Consider the following 24912-nt stretch of genomic DNA (forward strand, 5'->3'; position numbering starts at 1 on the left):
CCGTACGTTTTGGCGTCCTTTAAGGCCCGTCCCGTGAGGCGGGGAAGGAGGTCCTTCTTTCATGACCACCATCGGTTCCGATCCGGCCCGGCCCGTCCTCGAGGCCCCGGACATCGCGCGGGTGCTGACCCGCATCGCCCACGAGATCGTCGAACGCGCCAAGGGCGCCGACGACGTGGTGCTCCTCGGCATCCCGACCCGCGGTGTCCACCTGGCCCGCAGGCTCGCCGACAAGCTCGACGAGATCACTGCCGGCAAGATCCCGGTCGGCTCGCTCGACATCACCATGTACCGCGACGACCTGCGGCTCCGCCCGGCCCGCGCGCTCGCCCGCACCGAGATCCCGGCCGACGGGGTGGACGGCCGACTGGTCGTCCTCGTCGACGACGTGCTCTTCTCCGGCCGCACGATCCGCGCCGCGCTCGACGCGCTGGGCGACATCGGCCGTCCCCGCGCGGTGCAGCTGGCCGTCCTGGTCGACCGCGGCCACCGCGAGCTGCCCATCAGGGCCGACTACGTCGGCAAGAACATCCCCACCTCGCTGCGCGAGACCGTCAAGGTCCACCTGACCGAGGAGGACGGGCGCGACTGCGTCCTGCTCGGCGTACGCGACGGCTCCCCGGCGGACGAGTAGCGCGGGCGCCGCCCCGGCTCCCGGGGCGGCGCCATGCCCGCCCGTCCCCGCCCCCGGCCTGCCCGGGAGACGTGGCGTGCCGCCACCCAGTCCGCCCCCGCACGCATCCTCCGGAGTGACCCGATGAAGCGCCACCTGATCTCGGCCGCCGACCTCACCCGCGACGACGCCCTCCTCGTGCTCGACACGGCCGAGGAGATGGCCCGCGTCGCCGACCGGCCCATCAAGAAACTGCCGACTCTGCGCGGCCGCACGGTCGTCAACCTCTTCTTCGAGGACTCGACCCGCACCCGCATCTCCTTCGAGGCCGCCGCCAAGCGCCTGTCGGCCGACGTCATCAACTTCTCCGCCAAGGGCTCCTCGGTGTCCAAGGGCGAGTCCCTGAAGGACACCGCCCTCACCCTGGAGGCCATGGGCGCCGACGCCGTCGTCATCCGCCACCACATGTCCGGGGCGCCGCACCGGCTGGCGTACTCCGACTGGATCGGCGGCAGCGTGGTGAACGCCGGCGACGGCACCCACGAGCACCCCACGCAGGCGCTGCTGGACGCCTTCACCATGCGCCGCCACCTGTCCGGCCCCGGCCGCGACCTGGCCGGCCGCCGCATCACTATCGTCGGCGACGTCCTGCACAGCCGGGTGGCCCGCTCCAATGTGCTGCTGCTGGGCACCCTCGGCGCCGAGGTCACCCTGGTGGCGCCGCCCACCCTGCTGCCGATCGGCGTCGAGGACTGGCCCTGCGAGGTCTCCTACGACCTGGACGCTGTGCTCGACAAGTCCGACGCCGTGATGATGCTGCGCGTCCAGCGCGAGCGCATGAACGCCGCCTTCTTCCCCACCGAGCGGGAGTACTCCCGCCGCTACGGCCTCGACGGCCTGCGCATGGCCGCGCTGCCCGAGCACGCCGTCGTGATGCACCCCGGCCCGATGAACCGCGGCATGGAGATCACCGCCGAGGTCGCCGACTCGCCGCGCTGCACCGCCGTCGAGCAGGTGAAGAACGGCGTCAGCATCCGCATGGCCGTGCTGTACCTACTGCTCGGCGGAGCCGAGCCCGCCGTCTCCGCCCCCGCCCCCGTCCGCACCGAGGAGAACACCCAAGCATGAGCGCGACCCCGAAGACCCTGATCCGCGGCGCGAGGATCCTCGGCGGAGAGCCGCAGGACGTCCTGATCGACGGCGGGACCATCGCCGAGGTCGGCCCGGGCCTGACCGCCCCCGAGGGCGCCACCGTGGTCGAGGCCGAGGGCAAGATCCTCCTGCCGGGCCTGGTCGACCTCCACACCCACCTGCGCGAGCCCGGCCGCGAGGACTCCGAGACCGTCCTCACCGGCACGCGGTCCGCCGCCGCGGGCGGCTACACCGCCGTCCACGCCATGGCCAACACCTTCCCCGTCGCCGACACCGCCGGCGTCGTCGAGCAGGTCTGGCGCCTCGGCCGCGAGCACGGCTACTGCGACGTCCAGCCGGTCGGCGCCGTCACCGTGGGCCTGGAGGGCAGGAAGCTCGCCGAGCTCGGCGCGATGGCCGACTCCGCCGCCGGTGTGCGGGTCTTCTCCGACGACGGCAAGTGCGTCGACGACGCCGTGATCATGCGCCGCGCCCTGGAGTACGTGAAGGCCTTCGACGGCGTCGTCGCCCAGCACGCCCAGGAGCCCCGGCTGACCGAGGGCGCCCAGATGAACGAGGGCCTCGTCTCCGGAGAGCTGGGCCTGACCGGGTGGCCGGCCGTCGCCGAGGAGTCGATCATCGCCCGCGACGTGCTGCTCGCCGCGCACGTCGGCTCCCGCGTGCACATCTGCCACCTGTCCACGGCCGGCTCGGTCGAGATCGTCCGCTGGGCCAAGTCCAAGGGCTGGGACGTCACCGCCGAGGTCACCCCGCACCACCTGCTCCTCACCGACGAGTTGGTGCGCACCTACAACCCGGTCTACAAGGTCAACCCGCCGCTGCGCACCGAGGCCGACGTCATGGCGCTGCGCGAGGCGCTCGCCGACGGCACGATCGACTGCGTCGCCACCGACCACGCCCCGCACCCGCACGAGGACAAGGACTGCGAGTGGGGCGCGGCGGCCATGGGCATGATCGGCCTGGAGACCGCGCTGTCGGTCGTCCAGCACGCCATGGTGGACACGGGCCTGCTCGACTGGGCCGGCGTCGCCGACCGGATGTCGCTCCGTCCCGCGGCGATCGGCCGCCTCGCCGGCCACGGACGGCCCGTCTCGGCCGGTGAGCCCGCGAACCTCACCCTGGTCGATCCGGCATACCGTGGTGTGGTGAATCCCGCGGGCTTCGCCTCCCGCAGCCGCAACACCCCCTACGAGGGTCTGGAGCTGCCGGGCCAGGTGTTCGCCACGTTCCTGCGGGGCAAGGCGACGGTCATGGACGGGAAGCTCTCGTGACACCTCTGGTACTCATCGCGGCGGAGGGGAAGCACTCCGCCGAGGTCACCGACTGGTCGGCCCGCATCGGCTGGGTCGTCGGGCTGCTGCTCTTCATCGCCCTCGTCTACTGGCTGATGCGCCAGGGCTGGAAGTGGCGCGGCACCCTCCAGAGCGACCTGCCCGCACTCCCCGTCGCCCCCGAGGAGACCGGTGAGCCCCGGCCGGTCCTGCTCACGACGAGCGGCCGCTACCACGGCAGCACCACCGCGGGGCAGTGGCTGGACCGGATCGTCGCCCACGGGCTGGGCGTGCGCAGCCGCGTCGAGCTGACCCTCACCGACCGGGGGCTGGACGTCCGGCGCACCGGCGCGCCGAGCTTCTTCGTCCCGGCCGCGCAGCTGCGCGGCGCACGCCTCGACAAGGGCATCGCCGGCAAGGTCCTCACCGAGGGCGGCCTGCTGGTGGTCACCTGGGCGCACGGCGACCGGCTGATCGACTCCGGCTTCCGCTCGGACCACGCCGCCGAGCACGCCGCGTGGGTCGAGGCCCTGAACACTCTCACGCACGACCAGGAAGGCGCACGATGACGACCTCCACCCAGCGGCCCGCGAGGGTCCCTGCCGTACTCGTCCTGGAGGACGGCCGCACCTTCCGCGGCCGCGCCTACGGGGCCGTGGGGGAGACCTTCGGCGAGGCCGTCTTCTCCACCGGCATGACCGGCTACCAGGAGACCCTGACGGACCCGTCCTACCACCGCCAGGTCGTCGTCATGACCGCCCCGCACGTCGGCAACACCGGGGTCAACGACGAGGACCCGGAGTCCTCCCGCATCTGGGTGGCCGGCTACGTCGTCCGCGACCCCGCACGCGTGCCGTCCAACTGGCGCTCGCGCCGCACCCTGGACGAGGAGCTGACCCGCCAGGGCGTCGTCGGCATCAGCGGCATCGACACCCGGGCGCTCACCCGGCACCTGCGCGAGCGCGGCGCCATGCGGGTCGGCATCTTCTCCGGCGACAAGGCGCACGCCGACGAGGCCGTGCTCCTGGCCGCGGTGCAGGCCAGCCCCCAGATGAAGGGCGCCGACCTCTCGGCCGAGGTCGCCACCAAGGAGCCGTACGTCGTCCCGGCGGTCGGCGAGAAGAAGTTCACCGTCGCCGCGATCGACCTCGGCATCAAGGGGATGACCCCGCAGCGCATGGCCGAGCGCGGCATCGAGGTGCACGTGCTGCCCGCCGGCGCCACCCTGGACGAGGTCTACGCGGTCGGCCCCGACGGCGTCTTCCTCTCCAACGGCCCCGGCGACCCGGCCACCGCGGACCTGACCGTCATCCAGGGCGTCCTGGAGCGGAAGACCCCGCTGTTCGGGATCTGCTTCGGCAACCAGCTGCTCGGCCGCGCCGTCGGCTTCGGCACCTACAAGCTGAAGTACGGCCACCGCGGCATCAACCAGCCGGTGCAGGACCGTTCCACCGGCAAGGTCGAGGTCACCGCGCACAACCACGGGTTCGCCGTGGACGCGCCGCTCGACCAGGTCACCGACACCCCGTACGGGCGGGTCGAGGTCTCCCACGTGTGCCTCAACGACGACGTGGTCGAGGGCCTGCGGCTCCTCGACACCCCCGCCTTCAGCGTCCAGTACCACCCCGAGGCCGCCGCAGGTCCGCACGACGCCGCGTACCTGTTCGACCGCTTCGTGAAGCTCATGGAGGGCCAGCGTGCCTAAGCGCACCGATATCCAGTCCGTCCTGGTCATCGGCTCCGGCCCGATCGTCATCGGCCAGGCCGCGGAGTTCGACTACTCGGGTACCCAGGCCTGCCGCGTCCTGCGCGCCGAGGGCCTTCGGGTGATCCTGGTCAACTCCAACCCGGCCACGATCATGACCGACCCGGAGATCGCCGACGCCACCTACGTCGAGCCGATCACCCCCGAGTTCGTCGAGAAGATCATCGCCAAGGAGCGCCCCGACGCGCTCCTGCCCACCCTGGGCGGCCAGACCGCGCTCAACACCGCGATCTCGCTCCACAAGGCGGGCGTCCTCGACAAGTACGGCGTCGAGCTGATCGGCGCCAACGTCGAGGCCATCAACAAGGGCGAGGACCGCGACCTGTTCAAGGAGGTCGTCGCGGCCGTCAACGCCAAGATCGGCCACGGCGAGTCCGCCCGCTCGGTCATCTGCCACACCATGGACGAGGTCCTCGCGGGCGTCGACACCCTGGGCGGCTACCCCGTCGTCGTCCGACCCTCCTTCACCATGGGCGGCGCCGGCTCCGGCTTCGCCCACGACGAGGAGGAGCTGCGCCGCATCGCCGGCCAGGGCCTGACGCTCTCGCCGACCACCGAGGTGCTCCTGGAGGAGTCCATCCTCGGCTGGAAGGAGTACGAGCTGGAGCTGATGCGCGACAAGCACGACAACGTCGTGGTCGTCTGCTCCATCGAGAACTTCGACCCCATGGGCGTGCACACCGGCGACTCCATCACCGTCGCGCCCGCCATGACGCTGACCGACCGCGAGTACCAGATCCTGCGCGACGTCGGCATCGCCGTCATCCGCGAGGTCGGCGTCGACACCGGCGGCTGCAACATCCAGTTCGCGGTCGACCCCGAGGACGGCCGGGTCATCGTCATCGAGATGAACCCGCGCGTGTCCCGCTCCTCGGCGCTCGCCTCCAAGGCGACGGGCTTCCCGATCGCCAAGATCGCCGCCAAGCTCGCCGTCGGCTACACCCTCGACGAGATCCCCAACGACATCACCGAGCAGACCCCGGCCTCCTTCGAGCCGACGCTCGACTACGTCGTCGTGAAGGTGCCGCGCTTCGCCTTCGAGAAGTTCCCGGTCGCCGACGCCACCCTCACCACCACCATGAAGTCGGTCGGTGAGGCCATGGCCATCGGCCGCAACTTCCCCGAGGCCCTGCAGAAGGCGCTGCGCTCCCTGGAGAAGAAGGGCAGCCAGTTCGCCTTCACCGGCGACCCGGGCGACAAGGGCGAGCTGCTGCTCGCCGCGGTGCGCCCCACGGACGGCCGGATCAACACCGTCATGCAGGCGATCCGGGCCGGCGCCACCCCGCAGGAGGTCTTCGACGCCACGAAGATCGACCCCTGGTTCGTCGACCAGCTCTTCCTGATCAAGGAGATCGCCGACGAGCTGGCGGCCGCCGACAAGCTCGGCCCCGAGCTGCTCGCCGAGGCCAAGCGGTACGGCTTCTCCGACGCCCAGCTCGCCGAGATCCGCGGTCTGCGCGAGGACGTCGTCCGCGAGGTCCGGCACGCCCTCGGCGTCCGGCCGGTCTACAAGACGGTCGACACCTGCGCCGCCGAGTTCGCCGCCCGCACCCCGTACTTCTACTCGTCCTACGACGAGGAGAGCGAGGTCGCCCCGCGCGAGAAGCCCGCGGTGATCATCCTGGGCTCGGGCCCGAACCGCATCGGCCAGGGCATCGAGTTCGACTACTCGTGCGTGCACGCCTCCTTCGCGCTGAGCGACGCGGGCTACGAGACCGTCATGGTCAACTGCAACCCCGAGACCGTCTCCACCGACTACGACACCTCCGACCGGCTCTACTTCGAGCCGCTCACCCTGGAGGACGTACTGGAGATCGTCCACGCCGAGCGGCAGGCCGGTCCCGTCGCGGGCGTCGTCGTCCAGCTCGGCGGCCAGACCCCGCTCGGCCTCGCCCAGGCGCTGAAGGACAACGGCGTGCCGGTCGTGGGCACCTCGCCCGAGGCCATCCACCTCGCCGAGGACCGCGGCGCCTTCGGCCGCGTCCTGGACCGGGCGGGCCTGCCCGCGCCCAAGCACGGCACCGCCACGACCTTCGAGGAGGCCAAGGCCATCGCCGACGAGATCGGCTACCCGGTCCTGGTCCGGCCCTCCTACGTGCTCGGCGGCCGCGGCATGGAGATCGTCTACGACGAGACCCGCCTCGCCTCCTACATCGCCGAGTCCACCGAGATCAGCCCGGACCGGCCCGTGCTGGTCGACCGATTCCTCGACGACGCCATCGAGATCGACGTCGACGCGCTCTACGACGGCCACGAGCTCTACCTCGGCGGCGTCATGGAGCACATCGAGGAGGCCGGCATCCACTCCGGCGACTCCGCGTGCGCCCTGCCCCCGATCACCCTCGGCGGCCACGACATCAAGCGGCTGCGCGCCTCCACCGAGGCCATCGCCAAGGGCGTCGGCGTCCAGGGCCTGATCAATATCCAGTTCGCCCTGGCCGGGGACATCCTCTACGTGCTGGAGGCCAACCCGCGCGCCTCCCGCACCGTCCCCTTCACCTCCAAGGCGACCGCGGTACCGCTGGCCAAGGCCGCCGCCCGCATCTCGCTCGGCGCCACCATCGCCGAGCTGCGCGCCGAGGGCCTGCTCCCGGCCCACGGCGACGGCGGCACCCTGCCGCTGGACGCGCCGATCTCCGTCAAGGAGGCCGTGCTCCCCTGGAGCCGCTTCCGTGACGTGCACGGCCGGGGCGTCGACACCGTCCTCGGCCCGGAGATGCGCTCCACCGGCGAGGTCATGGGCATCGACTCGGTCTTCGGCACGGCGTACGCCAAGTCGCAGGCCGCCGCCTACGGCGCGCTGCCGACCAAGGGCCGCGCCTTCGTCTCGGTCGCCAACCGCGACAAGCGCGCGCTGATCTTCCCGGCCCGGGCGCTGGTCGAGCACGGCTTCGAGCTGCTGGCCACCTCCGGCACCGCCGAGGTGCTCAAGCGCAACGGCATCGAGGCCACCGTGGTGCGCAAGAAGAGCGAGGGCACCGGCCCCAACGGCGAGCCGACCGTCATCGAGCTCATCCACGACGGCGCCATCGACCTCATCGTCAACACCCCGTTCGGCACCGGCGGCCGCCTGGACGGCTACGACATCCGCACCGCGGCCGTCGCCCGCGGCGTGCCGTGCCTGACGACGGTGCAGGCGCTCGCCGCCGCCGTCCAGGGCGTCGACGCGCTGAACCGCGGCGACGTCGGGGTCCGCTCCCTGCAGGAACACGCGGAACACCTGACCGCCGCCCGCGAGGCGTAGGACGACGAGGGGGACACCGATCCGGTGTCCCCCTCGTCACGAGCCCCCTCCCCCTCGCCCGCCGCGGAAGGCTGCGCATGTACTCCCTCCTGTTCAACCTGTTCTTCAAGCGCCTCGACCCCGAGCGCGCCCACCACCTCGCCTTCGGCTGGATCCGGCTCGCCGCCCGGATCCCCGTCCTGCGCACCTTCGCCGCCGCGCTGCTCGCGCCGCGGCACCGCGGTCTGCGCACCGAGGCGCTGGGCCGCCGGATGCACGGCCCCTTCGGGCTCGCCGCCGGCTTCGACAAGAACGCGGTCGGCATCGACGGGCTCACCATGCTCGGCTTCGACCACGTCGAGATCGGCACCGTCACCGCCCAGCCGCAGCCGGGCAACCCCAGGCAGCGGCTCTTCCGCCTGGTCGCCGACCGCGCCCTGATCAACCGCATGGGCTTCAACAACGAGGGCTCGGCCGCGGTCGCCGCGCGCCTGGCCGCCCGCAAGGCGGTCTTCCCGACCACGGTCGGCGTCAACATCGGCAAGACCAAGGTCGTCCCGGAGGAGGAAGCGGTCGCCGACTACGTCACCTCCACCGAGCGGCTCGCCCGCCACGCCGACTACCTGGTCGTCAACGTCTCCTCGCCCAACACCCCCGGACTGCGCAACCTGCAGGCCGTCGACCACCTCCGCCCGCTGCTCAGCGCCGTGCGCGAGGCCGCCGACCGCACCGTCACCGGCCGCCGCGTCCCCCTGCTGGTCAAGATCGCCCCCGACCTCGCCGACGAGGACGTCGACGCCGTCGCCGACCTCGCCCTCGAACTCGGCCTGGACGGCATCATCGCCACCAACACCACCGTCGCCCGCGACGGCCTCGGCCTGCGCTCGGACGCCGCCCTGGTCAAGGAGACCGGCGGCCTGTCCGGCGCCCCCCTGGGGGAACGCTCCCTGGAGGTGCTGCGCCGCCTGTACGCCCGCGTCGGCGACCGCATCACCCTCGTCGGGGTGGGCGGGGTCGAGACCGCCGAGGACGTCTGGCAGCGCATCCTGGCCGGCGCCACCCTCGTGCAGGGCTACAGCGCCTTCGTCTACCGGGGCCCCTTCTGGTGCCGCACGATCCACCGGGACCTCGCCGCGCTGCTGCAGGCCAGCCCGTACGCCACCCTCGCCGACGCCGTCGGCGCCGAGACCCGGAAGGCAGCCACCCCGCGATGAACCCCGAGCCCTTCGGCGCCAGGCTGCGCCGCGCCATGGACACCCGTGGGCCGCTCTGCGTCGGCATCGACCCGCACTCCTCCCTGCTCTCCGCCTGGGGCCTGCAGGACGACGTCGCCGGCCTGGAGCGCTTCACCCGCACTGTGGTGGAGGCGCTGGCCGACCGGGTCGCCGTCCTCAAACCGCAGAGCGCCTTCTTCGAGCGCTTCGGCTCCCGCGGCATCGCCGTCCTGGAGACGGCCGTCGCCGAGGCCCGGGCGGCCGGCGCCCTGGTGCTGATGGACGCCAAGCGCGGCGACATCGGCTCCACCATGGCCGCGTACGCCGCGACCTACCTCGATCCCGCCTCGTCGCTGTTCTCGGACGCGGTGACCGTCAGCCCGTACCTGGGCTTCGGCTCGCTGCGCCCCGCCCTGGACGCCGCCCGGGCGAGCGGCAGCGGCGTCTTCGTGCTCGCCCTGACCTCCAATCCGGAGGGCGCGGAAGTGCAGCGGTCAACCGCGGCAGGCGGCGCGTCCCTCGCCCAGGTGATGCTGAACCACATCGCGGCCGAGAACGAGGGTGACGTGCCGCTCGGATCGGTCGGCGCGGTCGTTGGCGCCACGCTCGACGAGGCGGGTGTGGACCTCGCGGTGAACGGGCCCCTCCTGGCCCCCGGCATCGGCGCCCAGGGGGCCACCGCGGCCGACCTCCCCAGGGTGTTCGGGGAGGCCGTGCGCAACGTCGTGCCGAGCGTCAGCAGGGGCGTCCTGAAGCTCGGACCGTCCGTCGCGGGGCTTCGTGAAGCGGCCGAAAGGGAGGTCGCGGAACTCGCCTCGGTCGTCAAGTAGCGGTCAAGACGTCCGGAAACCTGCGCAGATTTGTCCGAAAAGTCCTGGTCGGTTGACGCTGACCAGGACTTTTCTTCTTGTTTGCGCTGACTGCGGCCGCTGGGGCCGCTAGTCTCCGTCGAGAGCGCGCACGCTGCGCGTTTCACGTTGCCCCTGCAGGTGGGGGGCGACTAGGTTCCACACCGGTCCGTATCCGACAGTTCTACTTCCGAGGTGACGTAGGCGTGGCTCTTCCGCCCCTTACCCCTGAACAGCGCGCTGCCGCGCTCGAGAAGGCCGCCGCGGCTCGCCGGGAGCGCGCCGAGGTCAAGAATCGGCTCAAGCACTCCGGCGCCTCGCTGCACGAGGTCATCAAGCAGGGCCAGGAGAACGACGTCATCGGCAAGATGAAGGTCTCCGCCCTCCTGGAGTCCCTGCCCGGCGTGGGCAAGGTCCGCGCCAAGCAGATCATGGAGCGGCTCGGCATCTCCGAGAGCCGCCGGGTCCGCGGGCTCGGCTCCAACCAGATCGCATCCCTGGAGCGCGAGTTCGGCAGCCCCGCTGCCTGACGTTCCCAGCACCCTCCGGGAACCGGGATAATCGCTCCATGAGTGAACGTCCGCGGCTGACCGTGCTCTCCGGCCCCTCGGGGGTCGGCAAGAGCACGGTCGTCGCTCATATGCGCACAGTCCACCCCGAGGTGTGGCTCTCCGTCTCGGCCACCACCCGCAAGCCCCGCCCCGGTGAGGAACACGGGGTGCACTACTACTTCGTCGAGAACGACGAGTTCGACAAGCTCGTCGCCAACGGCGAACTGCTGGAGTGGGCGGAATTCGCGGGGAACCGGTACGGCACACCGCGCCAGGCGGTGCTGGAGCGCCTGGAGGCCGGCGAGCCGGTCCTGCTGGAGATCGACCTGCAGGGCGCCCGCCAGGTCCGGGAGTCGATGCCCGAGGCGCAGCTGGTCTTCCTGGCGCCGCCGAGCTGGGGCGAGCTGGTCCGCCGGCTCACCGGCCGGGGCACCGAGGCCCCCGAGGTCATCGAGCGCCGGCTGGAGGCCGCGCGGGTCGAACTGGCGGCCGAGCCGGAGTTCGACACCACCCTGGTGAACACCTCCGTCGAGGACGTCGCGCGCGAGCTGCTAGCCTTGATGGCCGTAGTCTGATCTTTTTGCACCCAATCGGAAGGTAGAGCGTGTCCTCTTCCATCACCACGCCCGAGGGCATCATCAACCCGCCGATCGACGAGCTGCTCGAGGCCACCGACTCGAAGTACAGCCTCGTGATCTACGCGGCCAAGCGTGCCCGACAGATCAACGCCTACTACTCGCAGCTCGGCGAGGGCCTGCTCGAGTACGTCGGCCCGCTCGTGGACACCCACGTGCACGAGAAGCCGCTGTCGATCGCGCTGCGCGAGATCAACGCGGGTCTGCTGACCTCCGAGGCCGTCGAGGGCCCGGTCCAGTAACCGCGCCCACGCGTCACACCACGGGCCCGGCGGCACGACCGCCGGGCCCGTGGTGTGTCATGGGGTGGTACGCACCACGGTCCAACACAGCGCGGGAGAGACGATGGGGAAGCCACAGGTCGTCCTGGGCGTGAGCGGCGGGATCGCCGCCTACAAGGCGTGCGAGCTGCTGCGCCGGTTCACCGAGTCGGGACACGACGTACGCGTCGTGCCCACGGCCTCGGCGCTGCACTTCGTCGGAGAGGCCACCTGGTCGGCACTGTCGGGCAACCCCGTCTCGACCGAGGTCTGGGAGAGCGTCCACGAGGTGCCGCACGTACGCATCGGGCAGGGCGCGGACCTGGTCGTGGTCGCCCCGGCCACCGCCGACGTGCTCGCCAAGGCCGCCCACGGGCTCGCCGACGACCTGCTCACCAACACGCTGCTCACCGCGCGCTGTCCCGTGGTGTTCGCGCCCGCCATGCACACCGAGATGTGGGAGCACGCCGCCACCCAGGAGAACGTGGCGACCCTGCGCCGCCGCGGCGCGATCGTCCTCGAGCCCGCGGTCGGGCGCCTCACCGGCGTCGACACGGGCAAGGGCCGGCTGCCCGAGCCCGCCGAGATCTTCGAGGCCTGCCGCCGGGTGCTGCTGCGCGGCCCGCGCGCACTGGAGACGGACCTGGCGGGACGCCACGTCGTCATCAGCGCCGGCGGCACCCGCGAGCCCCTCGACCCCGTCCGCTACCTGGGCAACCGCTCCTCCGGCAAGCAGGGCTACGCCCTCGCCCGTACGGCCCTGGCCCGGGGCGCCCGGGTCACCCTGGTCTCCGCCAACACCGGCCTCGCCGACCCGGCGGGGGCGGACGTGGTGCGCGTCGGCACGGCGGTGCAGCTGCGCGAGGCCGTGCTGAAGGCCGCGTCCGACGCCGACGTGGTGGTGATGGCGGCCGCCGTCGCCGACTTCCGTCCGGCGCGGTACGCCGAGGGCAAGATCAAGAAGAAGGACGGCGAGGAACCCGCGCCCGTGGAGCTGGTGCGCAACCCCGACGTGCTCGCCGAGCTGTCAGCCGGACGGCCGCACCCGGCGCAGATCGTGGTGGGCTTCGCCGCCGAGACCGACGACGTGCTGGCCAACGGCCGTGCCAAGCTCGCCCGCAAGGGGTGCGACCTGCTGGTCGTCAACGAGGTCGGGGACCACAAGGCCTTCGGGTCCGAGGAGAACGAGGCGGTCGTGCTCGGCGCCGACGGCAGCGAGACCGCCGTGCCGTACGGGCCGAAGGAGGCCCTGGCCGAGCAGGTGTGGGACCTGGTCGCGGCCCGCCTGGTCTGACGACACTTCGGGACGGTACGTCTGCGCTACTGGCGTTCTGTCCCGAGGTGATGCACAGTGTCGCAGGTCACGGCATATCCAAGGTGCGAGATGCCGTGTCCCTGCGCATGAGTCGGACGATAAACTGACCCATGGCCCGCCGGGCGCAGCCCCGCGCGAGCCGCCAACGATCAGCCAGCAGCCGCTGCAACCCCAGGGAGCGATGTGTCCCGCCGCCTGTTCACCTCGGAGTCCGTGACCGAGGGCCACCCCGACAAGATCGCTGACCAGATCAGCGACACGATCCTCGACGCCCTGCTCAAGGAGGACCCCTCCTCGCGCGTCGCCGTCGAGACGTTGATCACCACCGGTCTGGTGCACGTCGCCGGAGAGGTCACGACCAAGGGGTACGCGGACATCGCGACCCTGGTGCGGAACAAGATCCTCGACATCGGCTACGACTCGTCGAAGAAGGGCTTCGACGGCGCTTCCTGCGGTGTCTCGGTCTCCATCGGTGCGCAGTCCCCGGACATCGCGCAGGGTGTCGACACGGCCTACGAGAGCCGGGTCGAGGGCGATGACGACGAACTCGACCGGCAGGGCGCGGGCGACCAGGGCCTGATGTTCGGCTACGCCTGCGACGAGACCCCCGAGCTGATGCCGCTCCCGATCACGCTGGCGCACCGGCTCTCCCGGCGGCTCACCGAGGTCCGCAAGAACGGGACCATCCCCTACCTGCGGCCCGACGGCAAGACCCAGGTCACCATCGAGTACAACGACGACAAGGCCGTGCGCCTCGACACCGTCGTCGTCTCCTCGCAGCACGCCAGCGACATCGACCTCGAGTCGCTGCTCGCGCCCGACATCCGCGAGTTCGTCGTGGAGCCGGAGCTGAAGGCGCTGCTCGACGACGGCATCAAGATCGACACCGACGGCTACCGGCTGCTGGTCAACCCGACCGGGCGCTTCGAGATCGGCGGCCCGATGGGTGACGCCGGCCTCACCGGTCGCAAGATCATCATCGACACCTACGGCGGCATGGCCCGCCACGGCGGCGGCGCGTTCTCCGGCAAGGACCCGTCCAAGGTCGACCGCTCCGCCGCCTACGCCATGCGCTGGGTCGCCAAGAACGTCGTCGCCGCGGGCCTCGCCTCGCGCTGCGAGGTCCAGGTCGCCTACGCGATCGGCAAGGCCGAGCCCGTCGGCCTGTTCGTGGAGACCTTCGGCACCCACACCGTGGACCACGAGAAGATCGAGCAGGCCATCGGCCAGGTCTTCGACCTCCGCCCGGCCGCGATCATCCGCGACCTCGACCTGCTCCGCCCGATCTACGCCCAGACCGCGGCGTACGGCCACTTCGGCCGTGAGCTGCCGGACTTCACCTGGGAACGCACCGACCGCGTCGAGGCGCTGCGCCAGGCGGCCGGCATCTAGGCCCACCGTATCCATGGCCTGACGACGGCCCCGGACCCGCGCGGTCCGGGGCCGTCGGCGTGCGCGGGGCGCGGAATCCGGGAAGCGGGGCGTCCGGCGACGGCGGGCGGCATCGCTGTGCCGACGGCGGCGGCAGCCGTGCGGCACCGCACCGCGGGGCGACGGGGCTCCATGCGGTGTCCGCAGCGGGTACGGAGGGCGTGGGCCGCGCAAGGGCCCGCGACGCATCCGGCCCCCCGAGGCACGGGGCTGGGCGCCCGGGGTCGCCGCCGGCTCCCCGAGGTCTCGCTTCCGCGTGCGGCGGTTCCTCCGCCGTCTCGACGCGCCGCCGCTGGGCGGGGGCGACGACGGCGCTCGGTCCGCAGCGGGCGGGACGGGCGTGCGCCACGGCAAGGGGCCGTGACCCTACCGGGCCGTCCGCGGACTCCGCTTGCGTGCCGCCGCTTTGATGCGGAGGGCCGTCCAGGCCCGGCGGAGCCACCGGTACGAACCCCCGGCGACGCGGTCGCGCGGGGAGAGCGCCGCGAGTCGGCGGAGCCGCCCGGCAGCCGGGGCGGGGCCGGGTGTCCGACGCGTCTGGTAACACTGAGGCTGTGAGCAGCGAGGACGACCGACAGGTGTCCCCGGCGGCGGAGCCGCACGGGGGAGAGCAGCTCGCGCTCATCCGGGAGACGGTGCGCAAGGCCAAGGAGCCCCGCGCCAAGCCGCGGACCTGGCGGGGCGCGGCGCTGGCCGAAGGGCTGCCGGTGGCCCGCGTCCTGGTCGACAAGGGCCTGCTCCACCTCGACCAGTACTTCGATTACGCGGTCCCCGCCGCCATGGACGCCGAGGCGCGGCCCGGCGTGCGCGTCCGCGTGCGGTTCGGCGGCCGGGTGGGCAAGGGCGGCCGCCGCGAGGGCGGCGAACTGCACGACGGCTTCATCGTCGACCGGCTGACCGAGAGCGACTACCGCGGCCCCCTCGCACCGCTCGCCCAGGTCCTGTCGCCCGAGGAGGTGCTGACCCCCGGTCTGCTCCGGCTGTGCCGCGCCGTCGCCGACCGCTACGCGGGCGCCCTCGCCGACATCGTGCAGCTCGCGGTGCCGCCGCGCCGGGCCAAGGTCGAGGCGGAGCCGGTACGCGATCCGCTCCCGGCACCCCACCCGCCCGAGCCCGGGCCCTGGGCACGCTATCCGACGGGGCCCGCGTTCCTGCAGGCGCTGGCGCGCGGGGACACCCCACGGGCGGTGTGGACGGCGCTGCCCGGGCCGTACTGGCCCGAGGAGATCGCCCGCGCCATGGCGGCGGCGCTCGCCTCGGGGCGCGGAGCGCTGGCCGTCGTGCCGGACGGCCGCGCCGCCGCCCGCGTCGACGAGGCGCTGACCGCCGTCATCGGGGAGGGCCGCCATGTGCTGCTGACCGCCGATGCCGGGCCGGAGGAGCGGTACCGCCGCTGGCTCGCGGTGAGCCGGGGCAGCGTACGTGCCGTCGTCGGCACCCGGGCCGCGATGTTCGCGCCGGTGGCGGACCTCGGACTCGCCGTGCTCTGGGACGACGGCGACTCCAGCCACGCCGAGCAGCACGCGCCGCAGCCGCACGCCCGCGACGTGCTGCTGCTGCGGGCCGCCGAGGAACGGGCGGGCTTCCTGCTCGGCGGCCTCACCTGCACCGTGGAGGCCGCCCAACTGGTCGACACCCAGTGGGCACTGCCGCTGACCGCACCGCGCGAGCGGGTGCGGGCCGCCGCGCCCCTGGTCCGCACGGTCGGCGACGGCGACGAGGCAAGGGACGCCGCCGCGCGCGCGGCACGGCTGCCGTCGGTGGCCTGGCAGGTGACGCGGGACGCGCTGCAGCGCGGCCCGGTGCTGGTGCAGGTGCCCCGGCGGGGCTACGTACCGCGGCTGGCCTGCGAGCGCTGCCGCGAGCCCGCCCGGTGTGCGCACTGCGCGGGGCCGCTGCAGCTCGGCGACGGGGAGAGCGCGCCGCACTGCGGCTGGTGCGGACGGCCCGAGGCGGGCTGGCACTGCAAGGAGTGCGGTGGTTTCCGGTTGCGCGCCCAGGTGGTCGGTGCCCGGCGCACCGCCGACGAACTGGGCCGGGCCTTCCCCAAGGTGCCGGTGCGGACCTCCGGGCGGGACGGGGTGCTGGCCTCCGTGCCGGGCACGCCCGCGCTGGTGATCTCTACCCCCGGCGCGGAACCGGTCGCCGAGGGCGGCTATGCGGCTGCGCTGCTGCTGGACGGCTGGGCCCTGCTCAACCGCCCGGACCTGCGGGCCGGGGAGGAGACCCTGCGCCGCTGGGCCGCTGCGGCGGCCCTGGTGCGGCCGGCCGGCGAGGGCGGCACCGTGGTCGTCCTCGCGGAGCCCACGCTGCGGCCCGTGCAGGCCCTCGTCCGCTGGGACCCGGTCGGCCACGCCGTGCGCGAACTGGCCGAACGCGCCGAACTGGGCTTCCCCCCGGTCTCCCGGATGGCCGCGGTCAGCGGGCGTCCCGCCGCTGTCGCCGACCTGCTGGCCACGGTCCGGCTCCCGGAGGGCACCGACGTCCTCGGCCCGGTGCCGCTGCCGATCACCGACCCCGCGCGGCCCCGCCGCTCCGGGGACACCCCGCCCGGCGAGCGCTGGGAACGCGTGCTGCTGCGCGTGCCGCCGGGCAACGGCGCCGCCCTGGCGGCCGCCCTGAAGTCCGCGCAGACCGCGCGCATCGCCCGCAAGGAGCCCGACCCGGTCCGGGTCCGCATCGACCCGCCGGACATCGGCTAGCGCCCCGGACGGGGACCCGCGGCGGAAGTCGGCAGGGAGGGGGCTCTCCGGGCGCTGGCGGCACGTTGGGTCCGTGGGGCCGCCCGCATCATCCGCGGCCGGCCGGGTCCGGGTGGGGACCGGCTTCGGGTGCAGGCGGGAGAGCCGATCCTCGGCTCCGAGCGGTCCTGACGTTCGAGGGACGTCCCACCGTGTGGGCGTGGGGAGCGGGTGCCGCCCGGGGTGCCCGCCCCGGGGTCGCTGCCGCGGTGCCGTCGTACCCGGTCAGGTCCACGTCGTGAGCGGAGCGCGTGCCGCTGCGTGGGCCGCCGCGCTGAAGTCGCCCGAGTCCGGCTCGCGCGATGGCGGGCGCTGGAAGCGGATGCCGCGGACGGGGAAAAGCGCTTGACGCCCCGGCCTAGGGTTCCGGGTATGACCAGCACGCTCCGACTGGAGAAGATCACCCCGGACAACGTCGACGCCGCGATCGCCCTGAAGGTCCGCCCGGACCAGGAACACCTGGTGGCCCCGGTCGTGAAGTCCCTCGCGGAGGCCTACGCGTACGGGGAGACGGCCTGGCCCCGGCTGATCGTCGACGACGACCGGGCCGTCGGCTTCCTCATGGCCTTCTTCGACATCGACTTCGCGGGCGACGGAAGCGGTACCGACCTCCGCTCGGGTCTGTGGCGCCTCGCCATCGCTGCCGGCGAGCAGGGCCGCGGCTACGGAAGGTACGCCGTCCAGTCGGTGGTGGAGGAGGTCCGCCGCCGGGGCGGCACCCGGGTCACCACCACCTGGCACCCCGGCGAGGGCGGCCCGGAACGCTTCTACCTGGGGCTGGGCTTCCGGCCGACGGGGGAGTCCAGCGGCGGCCAGACCGTGGGGGAGCTGGAGTTGTAGCCGGCTGCCGCTCGGGCTGCGGTCCGGTTCCGGCCTGGGGCCCGAGGCGCACCGGCGGCCCTGACCGCGGTGCGTCCGTGCCCGTACGCGCCCGTCAGCGCCCGCCCCGGCGGCCGTCCTGTCGGCGTGGCGGGCGGCGGGGCGGGCGTGCCCGGGGAGCCGCCGGATCAGCCCGTGCGCGGGGAGGGGACCGCGCCGGGGACGGCCTCGTCGCGGGCGGCGGCGTGCGCGGGCATCGCGCGGGCCGCGGGCACCGAGGGCACGACCGCCGGGGCCGGGGGCTCGCCGTGCACCTCCGGCGCGGCCGCCCCGGCCGGTGCCGAGCGCCGGTTGCCGTACCGCCGGTGGACGGCCTGCTTGGTGACGCCCAGCGCGGAGCCGACGGCGTCCCAGCTGAAGCCGAGGGAGCGGTCGAACTCGACGGCCGCGGTCACCAGGGTCTCGACGCTGTCCCGCAGTTCCTGGGCGAGCCGGACGGTGGGGGCGGGGGCGCGGCCGTAGACCACGAATCCCGCGGACGGCCCGCCGCGGCGGGGACGGTAGACGTTGCCCAGCTGGGTGGTGAGGGTGCGCAGCGCGTCGACCTGTCGGCGGACCCGCTCGATGTCCCGCACCAGCAGGTGAAGGCTCGCCCTGGCCTGGGCGTCATGAGTTGCGTGTTCGGGCATCAACTGGCCTCTCGAACCGGCTCTTGTGGGTCAAACTCCATTGACCAACGCGCCAGACTCCCGTGGAGTCACGCATCAGGGGCGCATCGCACCCTTCGGGGGGCGTGCGCAGGGGTGCGCGCCCCCACCCCGTCGGCCCATAGACTGGGGCGGTTGCCCTGTCACCGTCCGACCACGGAGTCCCCGCGTGTCCATCCAGCCGATCCGCCTCTTCGGCGACCCCGTGCTGCGCATGACGGCGCAGCCCGTGACCGTCTTCGACAAAGAGCTGCGCACCCTCGTCAAGGACCTCGAGGAGACCATGAAGGACGCTCCGGGCGCAGGCCTGGCGGCGCCTCAGATCGGCGTCTCGCTCCGGGTGTTCACCTACCACGTCGACGGTGAGCTGGGCCATCTGGTCAACCCGGACCTCAGCCTGAGCGAGGAGGAGCAGGACGGCCCCGAGGGCTGCCTGTCCCTGCCCGGGCTGCGCTTCGACACCAAGCGTGCCCACGGGGTCGTCGCCAGGGGGTTCAACATGTACGGCGACCCGGTGACCGTCGAGGGCACCCAACTGCTCGCCCGCTGCATCCAGCACGAGACCGACCACCTCGACGGCATCATCTTCATCGACCGCCTCGACCGCGAGCAGCGCAAGGCCGCGATGAAGGCGATACGCGAGGCCGAGTGGGCCGGTCAGCCCGCGCCCCAGGTCCGCGTCTCCCCGCACAGCACGTTCGGCCGCGCACTGTAGGGCCGCGCACCGCAGAAAGGCATCCCGCACGCATGAGGCTCGTCTTCGCCGGCACCCCCGAGGTCGCCGTTCCCGCCCTCGACGCCCTGATCGCCTCCGGCCGGCACGAGGTCGTCGCCGTGGTCACCCGGCCGGACGCCACGGCGGGGCGCGGCCGCAAGCTCGTCGCCAGCCCGGTGGCCCAGCGCGCGGAGGAGGCCGGCATCGAGGTCCTCAAGCCCGCCCGGCCCCGCGACGAGGACTTCCTGGCCCGGCTCCGCGAGATCGCCCCCGACTGCTGCCCGGTCGTCGCCTACGGCGCTCTGCTGCCCCGCGTCGCTCTTGACGTGCCCGCCCACGGCTGGGTCAACCTGCACTTCTCCCTGCTTCCCGCCTGGCGCGGCGCCGCCCCGGTGCAGCACGCCGTCATGGCGGGCGACGAGGTCACCGGAGCCGCGACCTTCCTCATCGAGGAGGGCCTGGACTCCGGTCCGGTGTACGGCGTCGTCACCGAGGACGTCCGCCCCCGCGACACCAGCGGCGACCTGCTCACCCGGCTCTCGCACAGCGGTGCGAAGCTGCTCGCCGCCACCATGGACGGCATCGAGGACGGCGCGCTGGTCGCCCGGCCGCAGCCAGGTGAGGGCGTCAGCCTGGCACCCAAGATCACCGTCGACGACGCCCGCGTCGACTGGACCGCCCCGGCCCTGCGGGTGGACCGCGTGATCCGCGGCTGCACCCCGGCGCCCGGCGCCTGGACCGTGTTCGGCGGCGAACGCCTCAAGGTCGGCCCCGTCACCCTGCTGCCCGAGCGCACCGACCTGGCGCCCGGCGAACTGGAGGTCACCAAGCGCGCCGTGTACGTGGGCACCGGCAGCCACGCCGTGGAACTCGGGGAAGTGCGTCCGCAGGGCAAGAAGCCGATGCCCGCGGCCGACTGGGCACGCGGCGTCCGCGTCCCCTCCGGGGAGCGGCTCGGCGCCTGACCGCGCCCTCCACGTAGGCTCGAAGCGGGGCGCACCGCGCCCCGCCGTACCACCGACACTCCCGGAGCACCTTCCACGTGAGCGAACCGTCACGCCGCCGACCGCGTCCCGCCGCCCGCCAGGGCCGCAACCAGGGAGGGCCCCCGCAGGGCGGCCGGCCCTACCGCAAGCCCCAGCGCGACCCCGTGCGCATCCTGGCGTTCGAGGCGCTGCGTGCGGTCGACGAGCGGGACGCGTACGCCAACCTCGTCCTGCCGGCGCTGTTGCGGGAGGCCGAGTCGGAGGCGGCGCGCAAGGGCCGTGAGTTCGGCCGGCGCGACGCCGCCCTCGCCACGGAGCTGGTGTACGGCACCCTGCGCCGGCAGGGCACGTACGACGCCGTGATCGCGGCCTGCGTCGACCGTCCGCTGCGTGAGGTCGACCCGCCCGTGCTGGACGTGCTGTCGCTCGGCACCCACCAGCTGCTGGGCACCCGCATCCCCAGCCACGCCGCTGTCTCCGCCACCGTCGAGCTGGCCCGTGTGGTCCTCGGCGACGGGCGGGCGAAGTTCGTCAACGCGGTGCTGCGCCGGATCGCCGCGCGGGACCTGGACGCCTGGCTGGACGAGGTGGCGCCGCCCTACGACGAGGACCCCGAGGACCACCTCGCCGTCGTCCACTCCCACCCGCGCTGGATCGTCTCGGCCCTGTGGGACGCCCTCGGCGGGGGCCGCGCGGGCATGGAGGAACTGCTCGCGGCCGACAACGAGCGTCCCGAGGTCACCCTCGTCGCGCGCCCGGGCCGCGCCACCCCGCAGGAACTCGCCGACGCGCTCCCGGAGGACAGCACCCTCCCCGGCCGCTGGTCGCCCTACGCCGTCCGGCTCGCCGAGGGCGGTGACCCGGCGGCCGTCGAGGCGGTTCGCGAGGGCCGCGCCGGCGTGCAGGACGAGGGCAGCCAGCTCGTCGCCGCCGCCCTGGCCGCCGCCCCGCTCGGCGACGGCCCCGACCGGCTCTGGCTGGACGGCTGCGCCGGCCCCGGCGGCAAGGCGGCTCTGCTCGGCGCGCTCGCCGCGGAGCGCGGGGCGGCCCTGGTCGCCTCCGAGAAGCAGCCGCACCGGGCCCGGCTCGTCGCCCGCGCCCTGGCGGGCAACCCCGGGCCGTTCGGGGTGATCGTCGCCGACGGCACCCGTCCCGCCTGGCGCTCCGGGGCCTTCGACCGCGTCCTGGTCGACGTGCCCTGCACCGGTCTCGGCGCCCTGCGCCGCCGTCCCGAGGCCCGCTGGCGTCGGCGTGCCGAGGACGTCCCGGGCTTCGCGCCCCTGCAGCGAGGCCTGCTGGAGTCCGCCCTGAGCGCGGTGCGCGTCGGCGGGGTCGTCGGCTACGCGACCTGCTCCCCGCACCCTGCCGAGACCCGTGCCGTCGTCGAGGACGTCCTCGGCCGTCCGGGTGCCGTCCCCGCCGAATGGGTCGACGCACGCCCCCTCATGCCCGGGGTCCCCGACCTCGGCGACGGCCCCGACGTCCAGCTCTGGCCGCACCTGCACGGCACCGACGCGATGTACCTCGCCCTGCTGCGCCGAACCGGCGAATGACCGCGCGCGGGTGCGGCCCGGACCTCCGGGCCGCACCCGCGCGGCGGGGGCTCAGCAGTAGAGGTTGGCGCCCGGGCTGACCCCGAGGATGCCCGTGAACTGCTGGTACTTGCTCACGCGGCTCTGCACCTGCGCCGGGTTGCGGCCGTCGCACTCCAGGGAGCCGTTGATGGAGCGGATGGTCTGGCCGAAGCCGGCCTGGTTCACCATGGCGTTGTGCGGGGTCATGGTGCCGGGACCGCTCTGGGTGTTCCAGTACCACAGGCCCGTGCGCCAGGCCACGGCCGCGTCCTGCTCCACGCGCCAGGGGTTGCCCAGGAGGTCGATGCCGAGGGCGTCGCCCGCGGCCTTGTAGTTGAAGTTCCAGCTCAGCTGGATCGGGCCGCGGCCGTAGTAGGCGGCCTGTCCGGCGGGGCAGCCGTAGGGCTGGCCCCAGTCGCAGTAGTGCGGGTAGTTGGCCGTGTTCTGCTCGACCACGTACACCAGTCCGCCGGTCTCGTGGCTGACGTTGGCGAGGAAGGCGGCGGCCTCCTGCTTCTTGACGGTGTCGCTGCCGGAGTTGGCGAAGCCCGGGTAGGAGCTCAGCGCCGCGACCAGGCCGCTGTAGGTGTAGAAGCCGTTGCGGCCCGGGAACATCTGGTTGAACTGGGACTCGCTGACGACGAATCCGGACGGGTTCGTGCCGCCGCCACCGCCGCTCGCGGGGGCGTTCCACTTCTGGTTCGCCCCGCCGGTGCAGGTCCAGATCTGCAGCCGGGTGGCGTTGGCGGAGGTGTTGCCGCGGACGTCCAGGCACTTGTTGGCGGCGGGGTTGACGATGTCGCGCGCCGCGGTGACGACCCACTGCTGGTTGGCGCTTCCGGAGCAGTCCCACAGCTGGACCGCGGCCCCGTCGGCCGTGCTGCGGTCGACGACGTCGAGACACTTGCCCAGCGCGCGCAGCGTACCGTCGCCGGGGTTGGACCAGCGCTGGGCGTTGGTCCCGTTGCAGTCGTAGAGCTGTACGGCGGTGCCGTTGGCGCTGTTCGCACCGGCGACGTCGACGCACTTGCCCGCCAGGCCGCTGATCTGGCCGTCCGCCGCGCGGGCGGTCGGCGTCGCGACGAACAACGTGGCCAGGAGTGCCGCGAGGACGGCGAACACCGCTGACGGGCCGAGGACGGAACGTCCTGTGGGAAGCCGTCCGGCGAGGGACGTGGACATGGGGAATCGCTCCTTACCCGGCCCGGGGCCGTGGTCGTGGGGGAGGGAGCTTCACGGGGGTGCTCGGCACGGCGGGCGCGGGTGGTTCGGAGGAGGTCACGCCCGGGCACGGCGCGGCATGCGTCGTGGCGTGCGTCGTGTCCGGGGCGGCGCGAACTGTCCTGCTGCACCGTCCCGTTGAGCCCAGCTAGGTCTAGACCATGCCAGGGTGACGGGGTCACGTCAATACTTGAACAAAGGGGTGCGGCCGGCGCCCGCGGCCCCAACGGCGCACCCCCGTCCTCCGGCCCCGCCCGCAGCGGCGACAATCGTCCTGGAACGGCAGGCCCCGAACCGCCGGACCGGCAGGCCGCGCGCAGCGCGGCGGCCGCCGGCGGGGGCCGGACAGGAAGGAACGACCGCGATGCCCGCGGAGAGCAACTGGGGCGGCAACGTCGCCTTCACCGCACGAACGCTCCACCACCCCGAGTCCGTCGCCGAGCTGCAGGAGATCGTGGCCCGGTCCCAGCGGGTGCGCGCCCTCGGCACCCGGCACTCCTTCAGCACCGTCGCCGACACCGACGGGGAGCACGTCTCGACCGCGCGGCTGCCCGCGGTGATCGACGTCGACCGCACCGCCCGTACCGCCACGGTCGGTTCGGGACTGCGCTTCGGCGAGATCGTCCACGCGATCGACGAGGCGGGCCTGGCCCTGCACAACCTCGGCTCGCTGCCGCACATCTCGGTGGCCGGGGCGTGTGCCACCGGCACGCACGGCTCGGGCACCGGACGGCGCAGCCTGGCCGGCGCGGTCCGCGCGCTGACCATGGTCACCGCCGACGGCGAGCTCACCGAGGTCCGGCGCGGCGACGCCGACTTCGAAGGCTCCGTCGTCGCCCTGGGCGCCCTGGGCGTCGTGACCCGCCTGACCCTCGATCTCGTCCCGGCCTTCGCCGTGCGCCAGACCGTCTACGAGGACATGCCGGGGGAGGAGCTCCGGGAGAACTTCGACGCGGTGATGTCCGCCGGGTACAGCGTGTCGGTCTTCACCCGCTGGCGTGACCGTGCGGCCGACCAGGTCTGGCTCAAGGAGCGGGTCGACACCGACGGCGCGGCGCCCGCACCGCGGACGTGGTTCGGGGCCACCGCGGCCGACGGGCCGCGGCACCCCATCCCGGGCATGCCCGGTACGCACTGCACACCGCAGCAAGGTCTCGCCGGCCCGTGGTACGCGCGGCTGCCGCACTTCCGCCTGGAGTTCACCCCGAGCAGCGGCGAGGAGATCCAGTCGGAGTTCTTCGTCGACCGGCGCGACGCCGTGGCGGCGTTCGACGCCCTGTGGCGGGTGCGGGAGCGATTCTCGTCCGAGGTGCTGATCGGCGAGATCCGCACCGTGGCGGCCGACTCCCTGTGGCTCAGCCCCGCGTACGCCCGGGACAGCGTCGCCTTCCACTTCACCTGGACCCCGGACGCCGCGGCGGTGGCGCGCTCGGTCCAGGTCGTCGAGGAGGCGCTGCGCCCCTTCTCCGCCCGCCCGCACTGGGGCAAGCTCTTCACCCCGTCACCCGCCGAGCTGCGCGAGCTCTACCCGTGTTACGACGACTTCCGGGTGCTCACCGCCCGGCTCGACCCCTCCGGGGTCTTCCGTAACGCCTTCATGCGGCAGCACTTCCCCGACTGACCCGGCGTGCGCGCCCCGACCGCCGCTGACGTGCCGCCCGTCGGGGGCGGTCATAGACTGACCGCGGTCGGAATGTCCCGTAACGAGAGAGTTGGGCATCATGTCCAAGCGAGGCAACAAGCGGCGCGCCCGGAAGAAGAAGGGCGCCAACCACGGCAAGCGTCCCAACGCGTGACACCCGCCGTGCCGCGGGGGACCCCCGCCCCCGCGCCGCGCGCGGAACCCCTGGCCTGGGGGGGGCGAACAGAAA

22 protein-coding genes are annotated in these 24912 nt (G+C 73.3%); 20 read left to right on the plus strand and 2 right to left on the minus strand.

Going from position 1 to position 24912, the window contains the following annotated elements; genetic code table 11:
• Positions 1–61: 61 nt before the first annotated feature.
• The 15 genes from pyrR (at position 62) to ACFW3D_RS14465 (ending at position 17859) form a co-directional block, all read left to right on the plus strand.
• On the plus strand, positions 62–634 hold the full coding sequence (gene pyrR / locus ACFW3D_RS14395; protein ID WP_500504444.1) for a bifunctional pyr operon transcriptional regulator/uracil phosphoribosyltransferase PyrR: 573 nt from the start codon (positions 62–64) through the stop codon (positions 632–634).
• Positions 635–757: 123 nt separating this feature from the next.
• Positions 758–1741, plus strand: coding sequence for an aspartate carbamoyltransferase catalytic subunit (locus ACFW3D_RS14400; protein ID WP_500504445.1), 984 nt, complete (start codon positions 758–760; stop codon positions 1739–1741).
• On the plus strand, positions 1738–3036 hold the full coding sequence (locus ACFW3D_RS14405; protein WP_500504446.1) for a dihydroorotase: 1299 nt from the start codon (positions 1738–1740) through the stop codon (positions 3034–3036). The genes ACFW3D_RS14400 and ACFW3D_RS14405 overlap by 4 nt, the downstream gene beginning before the upstream one ends.
• Positions 3033–3605 (plus strand): PH-like domain-containing protein, encoded by a 573-nt coding sequence (locus tag ACFW3D_RS14410; RefSeq protein ID WP_500504447.1) that lies wholly within the window; start codon positions 3033–3035, stop codon positions 3603–3605. Before ACFW3D_RS14405 ends, ACFW3D_RS14410 begins: the two co-directional genes overlap by 4 nt.
• Positions 3602–4741: a glutamine-hydrolyzing carbamoyl-phosphate synthase small subunit gene (carA, locus tag ACFW3D_RS14415; protein WP_500504448.1), complete on the plus strand. Its 1140-nt coding sequence runs from the start codon at positions 3602–3604 to the stop codon at positions 4739–4741. The genes ACFW3D_RS14410 and carA overlap by 4 nt, the downstream gene beginning before the upstream one ends.
• Positions 4734–8045, plus strand: a complete 3312-nt coding sequence (carB, locus tag ACFW3D_RS14420; protein ID WP_500504449.1) for a carbamoyl-phosphate synthase large subunit — start codon at positions 4734–4736, stop codon at positions 8043–8045. The genes carA and carB overlap by 8 nt, the downstream gene beginning before the upstream one ends.
• A 77-nt stretch (positions 8046–8122) precedes the next feature.
• Positions 8123–9238, plus strand: coding sequence for a quinone-dependent dihydroorotate dehydrogenase (locus ACFW3D_RS14425; RefSeq protein WP_500504450.1), 1116 nt, complete (start codon positions 8123–8125; stop codon positions 9236–9238).
• Positions 9235–10068 carry an orotidine-5'-phosphate decarboxylase gene (gene pyrF, locus ACFW3D_RS14430; protein WP_500504451.1) on the plus strand — a complete coding sequence of 278 codons (834 nt, stop codon included), beginning with the start codon at positions 9235–9237 and terminating at the stop codon, positions 10066–10068. The genes ACFW3D_RS14425 and pyrF overlap by 4 nt, the downstream gene beginning before the upstream one ends.
• A gap of 224 nt (positions 10069–10292) precedes the next feature.
• On the plus strand, positions 10293–10616 hold the full coding sequence (locus ACFW3D_RS14435; protein WP_018564176.1) for an integration host factor: 324 nt from the start codon (positions 10293–10295) through the stop codon (positions 10614–10616).
• A gap of 38 nt (positions 10617–10654) precedes the next feature.
• Positions 10655–11212 carry a guanylate kinase gene (gmk, locus tag ACFW3D_RS14440; protein ID WP_500504452.1) on the plus strand — a complete coding sequence of 186 codons (558 nt, stop codon included), beginning with the start codon at positions 10655–10657 and terminating at the stop codon, positions 11210–11212.
• Positions 11213–11241: 29 nt separating this feature from the next.
• Positions 11242–11514 carry a DNA-directed RNA polymerase subunit omega gene (gene rpoZ / locus ACFW3D_RS14445; protein ID WP_018564174.1) on the plus strand — a complete coding sequence of 91 codons (273 nt, stop codon included), beginning with the start codon at positions 11242–11244 and terminating at the stop codon, positions 11512–11514.
• A 103-nt stretch (positions 11515–11617) separates the two neighbouring features.
• Positions 11618–12826 (plus strand): bifunctional phosphopantothenoylcysteine decarboxylase/phosphopantothenate--cysteine ligase CoaBC, encoded by a 1209-nt coding sequence (gene coaBC / locus ACFW3D_RS14450; RefSeq protein ID WP_500504453.1) that lies wholly within the window; start codon positions 11618–11620, stop codon positions 12824–12826.
• A gap of 204 nt (positions 12827–13030) precedes the next feature.
• Positions 13031–14239, plus strand: coding sequence for a methionine adenosyltransferase (metK, locus tag ACFW3D_RS14455; protein WP_500504454.1), 1209 nt, complete (start codon positions 13031–13033; stop codon positions 14237–14239).
• Positions 14240–14832: 593 nt separating this feature from the next.
• Positions 14833–16980 carry a primosomal protein N' gene (locus tag ACFW3D_RS14460; RefSeq protein WP_500504455.1) on the plus strand — a complete coding sequence of 716 codons (2148 nt, stop codon included), beginning with the start codon at positions 14833–14835 and terminating at the stop codon, positions 16978–16980.
• A 411-nt stretch (positions 16981–17391) separates the two neighbouring features.
• On the plus strand, positions 17392–17859 hold the full coding sequence (locus tag ACFW3D_RS14465) for a GNAT family N-acetyltransferase (protein WP_500504456.1): 468 nt from the start codon (positions 17392–17394) through the stop codon (positions 17857–17859).
• Positions 17860–18026: 167 nt separating this feature from the next.
• Here ACFW3D_RS14465 and ACFW3D_RS14470 read toward each other — a convergent pair whose 3' ends face one another.
• Complete coding sequence (locus ACFW3D_RS14470) at positions 18027–18527, minus strand: hypothetical protein (RefSeq protein ID WP_500504457.1); 501 nt, start codon at positions 18525–18527, stop codon at positions 18027–18029.
• A 187-nt stretch (positions 18528–18714) separates the two neighbouring features.
• On the opposite strand from ACFW3D_RS14470, the gene def reads away from it, so the two are divergent.
• The 3 genes from def to ACFW3D_RS14485 all read left to right on the plus strand — a co-directional run bounded on the left by def (position 18715) and on the right by ACFW3D_RS14485 (position 21799).
• On the plus strand, positions 18715–19260 hold the full coding sequence (gene def, locus ACFW3D_RS14475) for a peptide deformylase (protein WP_500504458.1): 546 nt from the start codon (positions 18715–18717) through the stop codon (positions 19258–19260).
• Between the two features lie 32 nt (positions 19261–19292).
• Positions 19293–20225 carry a methionyl-tRNA formyltransferase gene (gene fmt, locus ACFW3D_RS14480; RefSeq protein WP_500504459.1) on the plus strand — a complete coding sequence of 311 codons (933 nt, stop codon included), beginning with the start codon at positions 19293–19295 and terminating at the stop codon, positions 20223–20225.
• 77 nt (positions 20226–20302) lie between these two features.
• Positions 20303–21799 carry an RsmB/NOP family class I SAM-dependent RNA methyltransferase gene (locus ACFW3D_RS14485; protein WP_500504460.1) on the plus strand — a complete coding sequence of 499 codons (1497 nt, stop codon included), beginning with the start codon at positions 20303–20305 and terminating at the stop codon, positions 21797–21799.
• Positions 21800–21850: 51 nt separating this feature from the next.
• Here ACFW3D_RS14485 and ACFW3D_RS14490 read toward each other — a convergent pair whose 3' ends face one another.
• Positions 21851–23002: a glycoside hydrolase family 19 protein gene (locus tag ACFW3D_RS14490; RefSeq protein ID WP_500504461.1), complete on the minus strand. Its 1152-nt coding sequence runs from the start codon at positions 23000–23002 to the stop codon at positions 21851–21853.
• 403 nt (positions 23003–23405) lie between these two features.
• Here ACFW3D_RS14490 and ACFW3D_RS14495 point away from each other — a divergent pair, with 403 nt between their 5' ends.
• On the plus strand, positions 23406–24662 hold the full coding sequence (locus tag ACFW3D_RS14495) for an FAD-binding protein (protein WP_500504462.1): 1257 nt from the start codon (positions 23406–23408) through the stop codon (positions 24660–24662).
• 100 nt (positions 24663–24762) lie between these two features.
• On the plus strand, positions 24763–24837 hold the full coding sequence (locus tag ACFW3D_RS14500) for a 50S ribosomal protein bL37 (RefSeq protein WP_373297613.1): 75 nt from the start codon (positions 24763–24765) through the stop codon (positions 24835–24837).
• The last annotated feature ends 75 nt before the right edge of the window (positions 24838–24912 follow it).

Source organism: Streptomyces sp. NPDC058864 (genome assembly GCF_042742985.1).
In the GTDB taxonomy this organism is placed as follows: Bacteria; Actinomycetota; Actinomycetes; order Streptomycetales; family Streptomycetaceae; genus Actinacidiphila.

Bases quoted from the DNA above. Each gene is read 5' to 3' on its own strand.
- ACFW3D_RS14425 (WP_500504450.1), top strand. From the start codon at position 8,123: ATGTACTCCCTCCTGTTCAACCTGTTCTTCAAGCGCCTCGACCCCGAG.
- coaBC (WP_500504453.1), top strand. From the start codon at position 11,618: ATGGGGAAGCCACAGGTCGTCCTGGGCGTGAGCGGCGGGATCGCCGCC.
- ACFW3D_RS14405 (WP_500504446.1), top strand. From the start codon at position 1,738: ATGAGCGCGACCCCGAAGACCCTGATCCGCGGCGCGAGGATCCTCGGC.
- pyrF (WP_500504451.1), top strand. From the start codon at position 9,235: ATGAACCCCGAGCCCTTCGGCGCCAGGCTGCGCCGCGCCATGGACACC.
- ACFW3D_RS14400 (WP_500504445.1), top strand. From the start codon at position 758: ATGAAGCGCCACCTGATCTCGGCCGCCGACCTCACCCGCGACGACGCC.
- ACFW3D_RS14495 (WP_500504462.1), top strand. From the start codon at position 23,406: ATGCCCGCGGAGAGCAACTGGGGCGGCAACGTCGCCTTCACCGCACGA.
- pyrR (WP_500504444.1), top strand. From the start codon at position 62: ATGACCACCATCGGTTCCGATCCGGCCCGGCCCGTCCTCGAGGCCCCG.
- ACFW3D_RS14490 (WP_500504461.1), bottom strand. From the start codon at position 23,002: ATGTCCACGTCCCTCGCCGGACGGCTTCCCACAGGACGTTCCGTCCTC.
- ACFW3D_RS14470 (WP_500504457.1), bottom strand. From the start codon at position 18,527: ATGCCCGAACACGCAACTCATGACGCCCAGGCCAGGGCGAGCCTTCAC.
- fmt (WP_500504459.1), top strand. From the start codon at position 19,293: ATGAGGCTCGTCTTCGCCGGCACCCCCGAGGTCGCCGTTCCCGCCCTC.
- gmk (WP_500504452.1), top strand. From the start codon at position 10,655: ATGAGTGAACGTCCGCGGCTGACCGTGCTCTCCGGCCCCTCGGGGGTC.
- carA (WP_500504448.1), top strand. From the start codon at position 3,602: ATGACGACCTCCACCCAGCGGCCCGCGAGGGTCCCTGCCGTACTCGTC.
- ACFW3D_RS14465 (WP_500504456.1), top strand. From the start codon at position 17,392: ATGACCAGCACGCTCCGACTGGAGAAGATCACCCCGGACAACGTCGAC.